The following is a 13183-nucleotide window of genomic DNA, read 5'->3' as shown; positions in this document are numbered from 1 at the left end:
TTTAAATATACTATAATCGAATTTTAGAACAGTTTTATTTTGATGGAGGGACAAAGATGGCAAAAACACCTTATTATATGACTACGGCCATTGCCTATACCTCGGGCAAGCCGCATATCGGCAATACCTATGAGATCGTTCTGGCGGACAGTATCGCCCGCTATAAAAGAGAACAGGGATACGACGTGTTCTTCCAGACCGGGACGGACGAGCATGGGCAGAAAATTGAGCTGAAAGCCCAGGAAGCCGGCATCACCCCGAAGGAATTTGTGGACAATGTGGCGGGGGAGATAAAGAGGATCTGGGATCTGATGGATACCTCCTATGATAAATTCATCCGTACCACAGACGCGGACCATGAGGCGCAGGTACAGAAAATATTCAGGAAATTATATGAGCAGGGCGATATTTATAAGGGATATTATGAGGGGTTATACTGCACTCCCTGCGAGTCCTTCTTTACGGAATCTCAGCTGGTGGACGGGAAATGTCCCGACTGCGGGAGAGAGGTGCAGCCGGCCAAGGAAGAGGCATACTTTTTCAAAATGAGCAAGTATGCTCCCAGGCTGATCGAGTATATCAACGAGCATCCGGAGTTCATTCAGCCGGTCTCCAGGAAAAATGAGATGATGAACAACTTTTTGCTTCCGGGTCTCCAGGATCTGTGCGTTTCCAGGACCTCCTTTAAATGGGGCATCCCGGTCGACTTTGACCCGAAGCATGTGATTTACGTATGGCTGGATGCGCTGACCAACTATATCACAGGAATCGGCTACGAGTGCGACGGGAAAAGCAGCGGACAGTTTGACAAGTGCTGGCCCGCGGATCTGCATCTTATCGGCAAGGATATCATCCGGTTCCATACCATCTACTGGCCCATATTCCTGATGGCTTTGGACCTGCCGCTTCCTAAGCAGATATTTGGTCATCCCTGGCTGCTCCAGGGTGACGGGAAGATGAGCAAGTCAAAAGGCAACGTACTCTATGCCGATGACCTGGTGGATTATTTCGGGGTGGACGCGGTGCGCTATTTCGTGCTTCATGAGATGCCCTTTGACAACGACGGCGTGATTTCCTGGGAGCTGATGGTCGAGCGGCTGAATTCTGATCTGGCCAATACGCTGGGCAACCTGGTGAACAGGACGATTTCCATGTCCAATAAATATTTCGGCGGAGGGGTAAGGGATTCCGGGACCTCTGAGCCGGTGGATGAAGAATTAAAAGCGGTAGTTCTGGAAACGGCGGGAAAAGTAGACGCGAAGATGAACGAACTGCGGGTGGCAGATGCGATCAGCGAGATTTTTTCCATGTTCAAACGCTGTAATAAATATATAGATGAGACCATGCCTTGGGCTTTGGCCAAGGATGAGTCCAAGAAGTCCAGGCTGGAGACGGTACTTTATAATCTGGTGGAGAGCATCTGCATCGGAGCCAGCCTTTTGGAATCCTTCATGCCTTCCACCTCGAAGAAGATTCTGGAGCAAGTAAACGGAAGCAAACGCAGCCTGGAGGATATGAAGAGATTCGGCCAGTATCCTTCCGGAAATAAAGTGGTGGAGAAGCCGGAGATACTCTTTGCCCGTCTGGATGTGAATGAGGTACTGGCAGATGTGGCTGAGAGGTTTGGAAAAACTGCCGGTAAGGAAGAGAAAGTCGAAGAGACCGGTATAGATATGGAAGCTAAGCCGGAGGTGACCATTGATGATTTCGGAAAGCTTCAGTTCCAGGTGGGAGAGATCATTGCCTGTGAGGCGGTGAAAAAGTCCAAAAAGCTCCTCTGCTCCCAGGTGAAGGTCGGCAGCCAGGTGCGTCAGATCGTGTCCGGCATAAAGGGCTCTTATACGCCGGAAGAGATGGTGGGCAAAAAAGTCATGGTGGTGACTAACCTGAAGCCGGCAAAGCTGGCCGGCATCCTTTCGGAAGGGATGCTGCTCTGCGCGGAGGATGCGGAAGGCAATCTGGCGCTGATGAGACCGGAGAAAGACATGCCCTCCGGAGCAGAAATCTGCTAGAGTGGAATGCCATTAGGTATGATATGAAATACTTTTTGGAATCATTTTAATTAGCTCCGATAAAGTTCCCGTTTAGCGCCGGCAGAAGTTCCGGGCCGTCACGATTTCGGTTCGCTGGCGATGCAGGGGCCGCTTTATCCCCGCTCCGGGAGTACCGCTCACATGTCGGCAGAAAATCTTTATGATTTCCTGTCTCCGGTTCGCTCAGAAACGGAATCGGTATTTCCGTTTCTGCCTCCTTCCGCCTGGGGAACACCGGTCTCTGCCCTGCAGCGCTCACCTTTAGGCCGGCCCGAAATCTTTCTGCCGGCGCCCTGCCCGCCGCACCACGTTGGATGAATTTCATTTCTTAGATTCCAGAAAAGGATCGGATATCTACACGCCCGCGCGCCTAATGGCAGCGGGCTGCGGTGGACCGCCCCAATGATTTTCAAAACAAATGAGCGCTTATTTCGGTGCGGAAGAAAGAGCGAGCCGCCTGGATGGAATCGGATTTCCTCTTGCCTTGCAAATCAGACAAATAACTTGTTTGAAAGGTATTCAAAGGTATACCCAAGGGCACCCCTTAATACATGCCCTACGGGCGAGCGCACTCCGTGCGTCAAGGTATACTTCGCGCGTCAAGGTATATGAATGCCGGGCATCGCTGGAAAGAAGGGTGTCCGGTGTTTTCCGTCCTGGCGGTGGAAGAAAGTTGGGGAAAAACGCGCAGGCGTTTCAGGAAGGCGGTAGGATTCCTTCCGGGATAAAAAATGAGAAAAAGGAGAGGGTAATATGGAAATCAAAAAAGTAACTGACAAGGAATTTAAAAAGTATGGCGCGATAGTGGAAGGGATGGATTTTTCTGGATTGGTGGATTGGGCGAAAACGACGCCGGCCCCTGATGAGGTAATCTATGAGCCTTCTGTGAAAGAGGCCGAGGAAATGGAGATTTGTGAGGCCATCAGCCGTCAGATCTATGGAGAGATGCCGATTCAGATTGGTTACTGCAATGGAAAGAATCATAAAGCGGATACGATGGAATATCACAGAGGCGAAGAGCTGGATATTGCGGTGACGGATATGATCGTAGTCGTGGGAAGCCGCGGAGATATGGACACCATGACAACGTTTGACCTGTCCAATGCGGAAGCATTTTTGGTGCCTGCCGGAACCGCCGTCCTTCTTTACAGCAGTACGCTCCATTATGCGCCCTGCAGCGCCGGAGACGGCGTATTCCAGTGCATCATTGTGCTGCCGGAGGGGACCAACGTGCCCAGTGAAAAGAAAAACCAGATGCAGACAGAAGAGGATAAGCTGCTCTGCATGAAAAATAAATGGGTCCTGACCCATCCGGACAGCGGAGAAGATTTTTATCCGGGCTTAAAGGGAGATATCATCCGGGTATGACGAGGGAAGCCGGGGAAATGGAGTAAACCATGATTTTTGACAGCCATGCTCATTACGATGACGAGGCTTTTGACGAAGACCGGGATGAGATACTTTCTTCCCTGAGAGCAGGGGGGATTGGCCGGGTGGTCAATATAGGGGCGAGCTTGGAAACGACGAGGAAGGCCATAGCGCTTGCGGAGCAGTATCCATTTCTTTTTGCCGCGGCCGGCGTTCATCCCAGCGATACCGGCGAACTGACAGAGGACAACTTTTCCTATATTGAGGAAGCGCTTCAGATGCCGAAGGTAGTGGCATTGGGAGAGATTGGGCTGGATTACCATTGGGACGAGCCGGGGCGGCCGGTACAGAAAAAGTGGTTTGAACGCCAGCTTTTTCTTGCCGGAGAAAAGAAGATGCCGATAGTCATCCACAGCAGGGAAGCGGCTCAGGATACCTATGATATCATGAGGGCAACTGGGGCGGCGCAGATGCGGGGGGTGATCCACTGCTTTTCCTATGGGCCGGAAATGGCCGGAAAATTTCTGGATTGGGGCTATTATTTGGGGATCGGCGGCGTGATCACCTTTTCCAACGGAAAAAAACTGAAAGAGGTGGTGAAGTATATGCCTCTGGACCAGATGCTTTTGGAAACAGACTGCCCGTATCTTTCGCCGGTACCGAACCGGGGGAAGCGGAATAGCTCGCTGAATCTTCACTATGTGGTAAAGGCAGTCGCGGAGCTTAAGGGGATTTCGGAAGAGACTGTGGAAAGAGTCACCTATGAGAATGCCTGCCGGTTTTACCGCCTGGACACTGAATGAGAAAGGAAAAAATCCCATGGCGAATCTGGGGAATCCCAAGAATACCATAGAAATCATCCAGAAATACGAGTTTGTCTTTCAGAAAAGGTTTGGACAAAATTTTCTTATAGATACCCATGTGCTGGATAAGATCATCCGGGCCGCAGGGGTCACGAAAGAGGATTTTGTGCTGGAGATCGGGCCGGGAATCGGTACCATGACTCAGTATCTGGCAGAGGCGGCGAGGGCTGTCTGCGCGGTGGAGATAGACCGGAATCTGATTCCTATCCTGGAAGAGACTCTGTCCGGCTATGAAAATGTGACGGTCATCAATGAGGATATCCTGAAGGTGGATGTGGCAAAGCTGGCAGAGGAAGAGAACGGAGGGCGGCCCATCAAGGTGGTGGCCAATCTGCCCTATTATATCACGACGCCGATCATCATGGGACTGTTCGAGAGCCATGTGCCGGTCGACAACATCACGATCATGGTGCAGAAAGAGGTTGCCGATCGGATGCAGACGGGGCCGGGAAGCAAGGATTACGGCGCGTTGTCCTTGGCTGTCCAGTATTACGCGGAGCCGTACATTGTGGCCAACGTACCGCCAAACTGCTTTTTGCCCAGGCCAAAGGTGGGGTCGGCGGTCATCCGCTTGACACGCCACCGGGAGCCGGCTGTGCAGGTAAAGGATGAGAAGCTGTTGTTCCGGCTGATCCGCGCTTCCTTTAACCAGAGGAGAAAGACTCTTCAGAATGGATGGAGCAATTCATCGGAGCTTTCCTTTTCGAAGGAAGAGATCGCGGGCGCCATAAGGGCCATGGGCCTTTCTCCCACAGTGAGGGGAGAGGCGCTCACGCTGGAGCAGTTTGCAGGACTCAGCAACCTTTTATCGGAGCTTGGCGGGGGGAGAAACTGAATAAACAGGAATATGAAGAGCCGTATCGGGGAGAAACCGGTACGGTTTTTAAATTTTTTCTTAAAATAGTCATATCTTCCGGATTCCCCGCATAAAATAGAGAGGAAGGAGTGGTAGTGTGGCAGAATATAGACGTTTTATCTCATATATATATGCCTATGAAGGCGATATGAAGACAAAAAATGTGGGCTTTGCTAAAATTGAGGCAAGGGGCGGACAATGCAGAATCAGCGTCAGTATTAAAGGAGCTTATGAATGCAGCGGCCGGGAATTGAATCTGTATGGTTATGGGAATCTCTCCGATAGCTTTTTGCTGGTGCCTTTGGGACGGATTCCGGTGAGAAACGGAGTGGGAGAGGCCGTATTCGGGAAGCAGGAAGACGATCTGAGCGGAAGTGGTTTCGGACTTGATTTTGTCAGAGGCCTGTATCTGCGGAGCCAGGCCAGCGCAAGGAAATCCTATCTGACCACTTGGGATGACGCCATTATACATATATCCAGCCTGCGGGAAGCGCCTGTGGCGGGAGAAGATTGGAGAGGCGGACAAGGACTGCTACTGAAAGCCGCGGAAGCTGCGGGAAGGCAGCCGGATGATCAGATAGATGATCATGGGCTGGATGAGATGGAGCTTTTGGAAGCAGGGCCTGAGAGAGAAGAACCGGAGGAGACAGGAGCGGAAGAAGCGGAATCGGAAGAACTGAGACCAGAAGAGCCGAAATTGGAAGAGCCGAGATTGGAAGAGGCGGAATCGGAAGAGCCGAGATTGGAAGAGGCGGAATCGGAAGAGCCGAGATTGGAAGAGGCGGAATCGGAAGAGCCAGAGCTGGGAGAAACGGAGCTGGAGGAAATGAAGCCGGAGACAGCAGATTCCACAGAACAAGAGCCGGAAGAAGCACAGCCGGAACCGGAAGAAGATATGGTAGCAGGAATGGAAGAGCCGGAAGATGAGGTAGAAATGACCGCAGTGGAGGAAGCCGAGACAGAAGCGGCTGTCTCGGCGGAAGTATCCGAGCTGTTGGAGACGTATACGGAAAATGAGCCGAAGGCTCCGAATCAGGATGAGGAACAGAGCGATACGTTCAGCGGACGGATGCCGGATGATTTCTACTACAGGGAAGGCTTTATGGAGCTGCCTCTGTGGGACTGCCTGAAAAAGGTGCTTCCGAGAAAACGGATTCTGGCAGAAGAGGGCTGGGAAGTGCTCCAGATTCATCTTCAGGATATCGGCAGGCTGCCGAAGGAAAACTGGCCCTACGGCAACAATAGCTTTGTCCTACACGGGTATTACCAGTATCGGTATCTGATCCTGGCCAGAAGAAAACGTGTGAAACGGGAAAAATTCCAGACCGAATATCAGTATATTCTGGGAGTACCTGGGATCTTCAAGCCCCAGGAAAAGTTCATGGCATCCATGTTCGGGCTTCCGGACTTTAAAAAGGCCACAGGCCGCCGGGAAGAAAACTTCGGCTTCTGGTGCGGTTCCATACAGTTATAATATCGGCCGGTTTATATTTAGTTAAATATCTGGTTTATATTCCAGAAATTGGGCAATAATCCAGACAAAACTAAAAGTCCCTTCCGAAGGGATAAAAGAAACGGTGATATTATGAACAGACAAATTTATTACCATAAAGCCGGAAAGTGGTTTTCTCCGGACTTATTTGGAGGTCAGTTACAAAAATTAGTGTCAGAAGTAAAGAAAAATACGAAAAAAGAAAATATTTTGTTTCTTTGTATAGGGAGCGACCGCTCTACAGGAGACAGCCTTGGGCCTTTGGTGGGTTACAAGCTGAAAAAGACGAAGGGAGAAGAATACCGGGTATTTGGAACGTTGACACAGCCCATCCACGCGATCAATTTGAGTGAGACCATGGAGATGATACGGCAGTATTATCAGGATTCCATCATTGTGGCGGTGGATGCCTCGGTAGGAAAATATGAACATGTGGGATATATTACGCTGGGGCGCGGCGCCATTCGGCCGGGGCTGGGGGTGAGTAAGAACCTGATGTCCGTTGGTGATATTTTCATCACGGGAATCGTGGGATATGGCGGAAATTTTGAACCGCTTCTGCAAAACACCCGTCTTTCTATAGTAATGGAGCTGGCAGACTGCATTTGTGCAGGGATCGGATGCGCCGGGCCCACGGATACAGAAAGGGACATGGAATATGGAAATACCCAGAAATATCAGGCAAATTGGTGATATAGAGCATGACCTCCATCTATATATGGAAGATTATGTGGCGACCTTTATTGAAAAGATGAAAAAGCGGAACGACACCTGTATCGGCGTTTTTTTGGGACAGCAGGCAAAGGAGCAGGACATCCCCTGCCTGTTTGTCCGGGGAGCCGTATTGGTGAAGGACTATGAAATAGAGGATGACCGGATCGTCATGACTGCTTCGGCATGGAATGGAGTATATGAGCAGGCCGATACCTGTTTTAAAGACGTGGAGATCTGCGGCTGGTTTTTATGCAGCGGAGACAGTGGCCTGACAGATCTTTATAATCTGCAGAAAAGCCACAATGAGAACTTCAAAAGCCAGAATCAGGTACTTTTCCTTTATGACGGAAGCCGGGAGGAAGAAGCTGTCTACCGGTTTGATTTTCACGGAGCGCACCGCCTGAAGGGCTACTACATATATTACGAGCGCAACGAACAGATGCAGGAATATATGATTTCTTTGGAACCGTCCAGAAAGACGGAATTCGCGCTGGCGCCGGCGTCCAGAGGAGTTTCTGATCAGGCGGCCAGACAGTTCCGTACGATTATGGAGACCAAGCAGGGAAAAGAGGGACAAGCAGTTAAAATGGCCGCAGGGTCCCAGGAAAAAGAAACCGCCGGTCAGAATAAGAATAAGAAACAGGCGCCGGGGACGGGGGCTTCCCGGTTTTTAAGGACGGTCAGTGTGGCGGCCCTTTTGTGCGGCGCCGGATTTGGCATGGCCGCCTGGTATAAGTATGATAAAATGCAGGGTGTGAAAGATGTCCTGGCTGTGTTCGCCGGAAAAGACAGCATCATGGAGGAGACGACTTCGGCTGCCGGGTCTGCGAAAGGAAAAGAAGAAAGTGGACAGGCAGTGGTGAGTGAAGTGCCGGGCAACGTATACCCCTCTGACGCGACATCCGGCAGTGAGACTGTTCCATCATCTTCCGCAGCCGGGGCAGATGGACAGACCTCCCAGACTCCTGCTGAGTCCGGAAGCGCGGAAACGACTGCGGAGGAAACGACGGCCGCAGAGACGACGTCTGCCGAGTCGGAAGGACAAGCGGCGGAGGCGCCAGTTTACCGGGAATATGTGGTAAAGAGCGGGGATACCCTGAACAAGATCTGTGTGGAAATCTATGGAGATACCAGCGCGTCTCTCGTTTCGGAGATTTGTTCAATCAACGGTATGGACAATGCGGATTTTATTTTCGAAGGACAAACGCTCAAGCTTCCCGAAAAAGAATAGAGGGATATAAAATGAAAAATACCAGGAATCTGATTTTAAGTAGTGCTATTATGGCTTGTTTATTGTATAATTAGAATCTAGAAAACAGGTAAGGAAGCTTGGAATGGAAAACAAAAGAGACAGAGAAAACAGAAAACGGCAGCTTCGTGAAGGTATCATTGACAGCGAGAACCTGGAAGTGGACGAGGATTTCCAGAAAGATATAAAAAAACATAGGCAATTCCGGGTAGTGATCACGGTTTTATTGATTGTCGTGATCGCAGCCGGACTTTTTGGGTATCACTATTACCAGACGCATCACCAATACCAGAAATTCAGCGCCAAGTGGGAAAAGGAGCTGAGTGAAGGGAGTTTTTCCGGTTATGAGGCGTATGGGGAAAATGTGGTGAAGTATACCCGGGATGGAGCCTCTTATATCGACCGGCGGGGAGAAGAGCTGTGGAATCAGGCATTTGAAATGAAATCTCCGTTTGCACGCACCAGCGGAGATTATGTGGCGATTGCGGATAAGAATGGATATTCCATATACATCTGTGATAAAAGCGGGTGCCAGGGAGTGGTGACGACTACGCTGCCCATTTCCAAAGTGGCGGTTTCTTCCACCGGCGTGACCGTGGCAATTCTGGAAGACAGCAAAAGCAACTTTATTGCGTTTTATGATAAGTCAGGCACGAAGCTGAAAATAGAAGTGCAGACGACGCTGGCAGGGAATGGATATCCCATCGATCTGAGCATTTCGCCTAATGGGATGCTTTTGATGGTCTCTTACGTCTACCTGGATCAGGGAATCATGCAGAATCAGGTGGTATTTTATAATTTTGACGAGGAAGGTCAGAATGTAAAAGACCGTTTGGTGGGAGGCTTTAAGGAATATGGAGCGAATATGGTAGCGAAAGTACAGTTTCTGGACGACCGGTATGCCTGTGCGTTTGCCCAGGACCGTCTGTGCTTCTACTCCCTTGAAAACACGGTAAAGCCGGAGCTTTTGCAGCAGGTTGATGTGGAAGGCGAGATCTCCAGTATCTTTTATTCGGACAAGTATGCCGGAATGATCGTAAAAAATGAAAATGGGGATAAGGAGCTGATGGTCTATGGGAGTTCGGGCAAGCTGGCATTCCGGAAGGCCTTTGATATGGAATATGACACCGCGGAAATTTCCGGAAACCATGTGCTTTTATACCGGGAAGCGGAGTGCTCGGTCTATAATATGTCGGGAATTTTAAAATATCACGGGACGTTGGACGGCAGTATTGAGAAACTCATCTGTCTCGGAGATAATAAATATATCCAGATTGGCCCCCGGTTCATGAAAGAGCTGGAGCTGCAGTAAAAACGGCGAACAGCCGATGCGAAAGAGGGAAAATATGACAATGAAGAAACCAGTACTTGTGATCATGGCCGCGGGCATGGGCAGCCGTTACGGCGGGCTGAAGCAGATCGATCCGGTGGACGAGTATGGAAATATCATCATGGATTTTTCTATATATGATGCCAAGCAGGCCGGATTCGAAAAAGTGGTATTTATCATAAAAAAGGAGAACGAGGCGGACTTCCGGGCGGCGGTGGGGAACAGGATCGGAAGCCAGATGGAGACCGCTTACGTCTATCAGGATCTATACGACATTCCCGCAGGATTTGAAGTGCCGGCCGGCCGGGTGAAGCCCTGGGGGACCGGCCACGCGATTTTGAGCTGCAGAAATGAAGTGGACGGCCCTTTTGCAGTGATCAACGCGGATGACTACTATGGGAGAGAAGCGTTCCAGGTGATCTACGATTATCTGGTAACTTATGAGGACGATTCCAGATACCGTTTTGCCATGGTGGGATACCAGGTGGAAAATACGCTTACGGATCATGGCAGCGTGGCGAGAGGCGTCTGTGAGACGGACGGGGCAGGCATGCTCACGGCCATAACGGAGAGGACGCACATCGAACGGAGAGGCACTGATATTGTTTTTGCGGAGGATAACGGAGGAACCGTGAAGATTCCGGAGGGGACTCTGGTGTCCATGAATCTGTGGGGGTTCAGCAAAAGTATTTTAAAAGAGCTGGAGCTTCGCTTTCCTGCGTTCCTTAACCGGACGTTACGGGAGAACCCCATGAAGGGCGAGTTTTTCATTCCCACAGTGGTGGGCGGTCTGATCGAGGAGGGAAGGGCTTCTGTCCAGGTACTCCATTCCCATGACAGGTGGTTTGGAGTCACCTATAAGGAAGACAAGGAAGCGGTGGTAAGAGCGGTCCGGGAGCTGAAGGAAAAGGGCCTTTATCCGGAACGTCTCTGGAGCTGAAAACTGCGTAAACAGGCTGTTTTATGAAAAATTAAGAATGTTTATATTAGTTTATGAGCGCCGGGAGGCAGAATGTGTTATGATGTACCATAGGCGGAGAGGGTATGCCTGACTGCCATTTGGATAAAAGGGAGATGCAGGATACGTGAAGCTGAGAACAAAATTGATGATCACCTTTTTTACTATCGTTCTCGTACCCATTGCGATGGTATATGTTTGTATTTTTGCGCTGGGGAGCTTTCAGGCGCGCACCTTGAAATCGGATTATGATATCACCGGAGTCGGAGACATGTATTCCGGAGCTTCTGTTCAGGTGTTTAATTCTCTGACCATGAATGTACAGCATGATATCTATGAGATTGCCGGCAAAGATCCGGATCGGTTTGAAGATTCCGAGTTCCAGCAGGAGCTGAACCAGAGGCTCGCCGGCAAATATTCCTTTCTGGTCATCCGAAAGGGTGAGGAAATCATTTTCAGCGGGAACGCAGGCGGAGACGAAGAAGAACTAAAAACAGAGCTGCCCGATTACAGGAGCAGCGATGAGAGGAATGACAACAAGTCCGGAAGCGTGTTCAGCAGTGACAGCAAAAGGCTGATCAAGCAGCAGGACCTGACCTTTTCGGACGGAACCCGCGGAAGCGTGTTCATCGTGACCTCCGTTGGAGAACTGATTCCTCAGATCAAGAGCATGTTCCGGGATATGACGCTGGCAGTGCTCATTCTGCTGATCATGATTTCGGCGCTTCTTACCATGTGGGTCTACCGGGCGATTCTCCGGCCTCTCGGAGAGCTTAAAAAAGCCACGAAGGAGATTAAGGAAGGCAACTTGGATTACGAGCTGAAGATCAAGGAGAAGGATGAGATCGGACAGCTCTGCCTTGACTTTGAGGAAATGCGCCAGAGACTCAAAGACAACGCGGAGGAGAAGCTGGAGTACGATAAGGAAAATAAAGAACTTATCAGCAATATTTCCCATGACCTTAAGACCCCTATCACAGCGATCAAGGGATATGTGGAGGGCATCATGGACGGTGTGGCATCCTCCCCGGAGAAGCTGGATAAATATATCCGCACCATATATAACAAGGCCAACGATATGGATAAGCTGATCGATGAGCTCACGTTTTACTCCAAAATTGATACCAATAAGATTCCGTACACTTTTTCCAAGATTGATGTAAACGCTTATTTTGAGGACTGCGTGGAAGAGATAGGGCTGGAGCTGGAATCCAGGAACATTGACCTGGGGTTCTTTGACTATACAGAGGGGCCGGTGATGATCATTGCCGACGCGGAGCAGTTAAAACGTGTCATCAACAATATTGTCAGCAATTCCGTAAAATATCTGGATAAAAAGAAAGGCATCATCAATATCCGTCTTAAGGATGACGGAGATTTTATACAAATAGAGATTGAAGATAACGGCAAGGGTATCGCAGCCAGGGATCTCCCTAATATTTTTGACCGGTTTTACCGGACGGATTCTTCCAGGAACTCTTCCAAGGGAGGAAGCGGCATCGGGCTGTCCATTGTGAGGAAGATCATAGAGGATCATGGCGGGCGCATTTGGGCCACCAGCAAGGAGTCCATAGGAACTGTGATGCACATTGTGCTGAGAAAATACCAGGAGGTAGTGCATGAGTAGGATTTTGATCGTAGAAGATGAAGAGAGCATCGCGGAGCTGGAAAAAGATTACCTGGAGCTCAGCGGTTTTGACGTGGACATAGAGACTGACGGCAGCCAGGGACTCGACCGCGCCCTGAAAGAGGATTTTGATCTGCTGATATTGGATCTGATGCTTCCCGGGACGGATGGATTCGAGATCTGCAAACAGGTAAGGGCGGTGAAGAACACTCCCATACTCATGGTCTCTGCCAAAAAGGATGATATCGATAAGATCCGGGGACTCGGTCTCGGCGCGGATGACTATATCACAAAGCCCTTCAGCCCCAGTGAGATGGTGGCCAGGGTGAAGGCGCATCTGGCCAGATATGAAAGGCTTATCGGGAGCGGGATGCCTGAAAATGAGATTGTGGAGATCCGCGGCCTTAAGATAGACAAGACTGCGAGACGAGTATATATAAATGGAGAAGAAAAGAATTTTACCACAAAGGAATTTGACCTGCTCACTTTCCTTGCGCAGAATCCGAACCATGTGTTCACCAAGGAGGAGCTGTTCCGGGAGATCTGGGATATGGAGTCCGTGGGAGATATCGCGACTGTGACGGTGCATATTAAGAAGATCCGTGAGAAGATTGAGTTCAATACGGCCAAGCCTCAGTATATCGAGACCATATGGGGCGTGGGTTACCGGTTTAAAATGTAATACGACGTATA

The 13183-nt window shown here is 50.0% G+C and carries 12 protein-coding genes; 11 read left to right on the top strand and 1 reads right to left on the bottom strand.

The window, feature by feature from the left end; translation table 11 throughout:
* Window positions 1-56: 56 nt before the first annotated feature.
* Window positions 57-2012 carry a methionine--tRNA ligase gene (gene metG, locus H9Q78_RS07890; RefSeq protein ID WP_249300768.1) on the top strand — a complete coding sequence of 652 codons (1956 nt, stop codon included), beginning with the start codon at window positions 57-59 and terminating at the stop codon, window positions 2010-2012.
* 46 nt (window positions 2013-2058) lie between these two features.
* On the opposite strand, the gene H9Q78_RS07885 is transcribed toward metG, so the two are convergent.
* A complete protein-coding gene (locus H9Q78_RS07885; RefSeq protein WP_249300766.1) occupies window positions 2059-2358 on the bottom strand; it encodes a hypothetical protein in 300 nt (99 codons plus the stop codon).
* A gap of 428 nt (window positions 2359-2786) precedes the next feature.
* Between H9Q78_RS07885 and H9Q78_RS07880 the strand changes: the two genes are divergently transcribed.
* The 10 genes from H9Q78_RS07880 (at window position 2787) to H9Q78_RS07835 (ending at window position 13172) form a co-directional block, all read left to right on the top strand.
* Window positions 2787-3401 (top strand): DUF4867 family protein, encoded by a 615-nt coding sequence (locus tag H9Q78_RS07880; protein WP_249300765.1) that lies wholly within the window; start codon window positions 2787-2789, stop codon window positions 3399-3401.
* Window positions 3402-3430: 29 nt separating this feature from the next.
* Window positions 3431-4204 carry a TatD family hydrolase gene (locus H9Q78_RS07875; protein WP_249300762.1) on the top strand — a complete coding sequence of 258 codons (774 nt, stop codon included), beginning with the start codon at window positions 3431-3433 and terminating at the stop codon, window positions 4202-4204.
* Window positions 4205-4220: 16 nt separating this feature from the next.
* Window positions 4221-5099, top strand: a complete 879-nt coding sequence (gene rsmA, locus H9Q78_RS07870) for a 16S rRNA (adenine(1518)-N(6)/adenine(1519)-N(6))-dimethyltransferase RsmA (RefSeq protein WP_249300760.1) — start codon at window positions 4221-4223, stop codon at window positions 5097-5099.
* A gap of 118 nt (window positions 5100-5217) precedes the next feature.
* Window positions 5218-6594 carry a hypothetical protein gene (locus H9Q78_RS07865; RefSeq protein ID WP_249300758.1) on the top strand — a complete coding sequence of 459 codons (1377 nt, stop codon included), beginning with the start codon at window positions 5218-5220 and terminating at the stop codon, window positions 6592-6594.
* 111 nt (window positions 6595-6705) lie between these two features.
* Complete coding sequence (gene yyaC, locus H9Q78_RS07860) at window positions 6706-7305, top strand: spore protease YyaC (RefSeq protein ID WP_231063208.1); 600 nt, start codon at window positions 6706-6708, stop codon at window positions 7303-7305.
* Entirely contained in the window at window positions 7271-8557 is a 1287-nt protein-coding gene (locus H9Q78_RS07855; RefSeq protein WP_249300755.1) for a LysM peptidoglycan-binding domain-containing protein, read from the top strand. The genes yyaC and H9Q78_RS07855 overlap by 35 nt, the downstream gene beginning before the upstream one ends.
* A gap of 103 nt (window positions 8558-8660) precedes the next feature.
* Window positions 8661-9887, top strand: coding sequence for a DUF5711 family protein (locus tag H9Q78_RS07850; RefSeq protein WP_249300753.1), 1227 nt, complete (start codon window positions 8661-8663; stop codon window positions 9885-9887).
* Window positions 9888-9927: 40 nt separating this feature from the next.
* Window positions 9928-10845 (top strand): nucleotidyltransferase family protein, encoded by a 918-nt coding sequence (locus H9Q78_RS07845; RefSeq protein WP_249300751.1) that lies wholly within the window; start codon window positions 9928-9930, stop codon window positions 10843-10845.
* A gap of 145 nt (window positions 10846-10990) precedes the next feature.
* Window positions 10991-12490 carry a sensor histidine kinase gene (locus tag H9Q78_RS07840; RefSeq protein WP_249300749.1) on the top strand — a complete coding sequence of 500 codons (1500 nt, stop codon included), beginning with the start codon at window positions 10991-10993 and terminating at the stop codon, window positions 12488-12490.
* Window positions 12483-13172, top strand: a complete 690-nt coding sequence (locus H9Q78_RS07835) for a response regulator transcription factor (RefSeq protein ID WP_147597595.1) — start codon at window positions 12483-12485, stop codon at window positions 13170-13172. The genes H9Q78_RS07840 and H9Q78_RS07835 overlap by 8 nt, the downstream gene beginning before the upstream one ends.
* Window positions 13173-13183 lie beyond the last annotated feature (11 nt).

The organism is Qiania dongpingensis (genome assembly GCF_014337195.1).
Classification (GTDB): Bacteria; Bacillota; Clostridia; order Lachnospirales; family Lachnospiraceae; genus Lientehia; species Lientehia dongpingensis.
The sequence above is the reverse complement of the archived record's forward strand: the minus strand, read 5'-3'. Positions and strand labels throughout refer to the sequence as shown.

Coding starts and splice junctions, on each gene's coding strand:
- metG (WP_249300768.1), top strand. CDS start 57: ATGGCAAAAACACCTTATTATATGACTACGGCCATTGCCTATACCTCG.
- H9Q78_RS07885 (WP_249300766.1), bottom strand. CDS start 2,358: ATGAAATTCATCCAACGTGGTGCGGCGGGCAGGGCGCCGGCAGAAAGA.
- H9Q78_RS07880 (WP_249300765.1), top strand. CDS start 2,787: ATGGAAATCAAAAAAGTAACTGACAAGGAATTTAAAAAGTATGGCGCG.
- H9Q78_RS07875 (WP_249300762.1), top strand. CDS start 3,431: ATGATTTTTGACAGCCATGCTCATTACGATGACGAGGCTTTTGACGAA.
- rsmA (WP_249300760.1), top strand. CDS start 4,221: ATGGCGAATCTGGGGAATCCCAAGAATACCATAGAAATCATCCAGAAA.
- yyaC (WP_231063208.1), top strand. CDS start 6,706: ATGAACAGACAAATTTATTACCATAAAGCCGGAAAGTGGTTTTCTCCG.
- H9Q78_RS07855 (WP_249300755.1), top strand. CDS start 7,271: ATGGAAATACCCAGAAATATCAGGCAAATTGGTGATATAGAGCATGAC.
- H9Q78_RS07850 (WP_249300753.1), top strand. CDS start 8,661: ATGGAAAACAAAAGAGACAGAGAAAACAGAAAACGGCAGCTTCGTGAA.
- H9Q78_RS07845 (WP_249300751.1), top strand. CDS start 9,928: ATGAAGAAACCAGTACTTGTGATCATGGCCGCGGGCATGGGCAGCCGT.
- H9Q78_RS07835 (WP_147597595.1), top strand. CDS start 12,483: ATGAGTAGGATTTTGATCGTAGAAGATGAAGAGAGCATCGCGGAGCTG.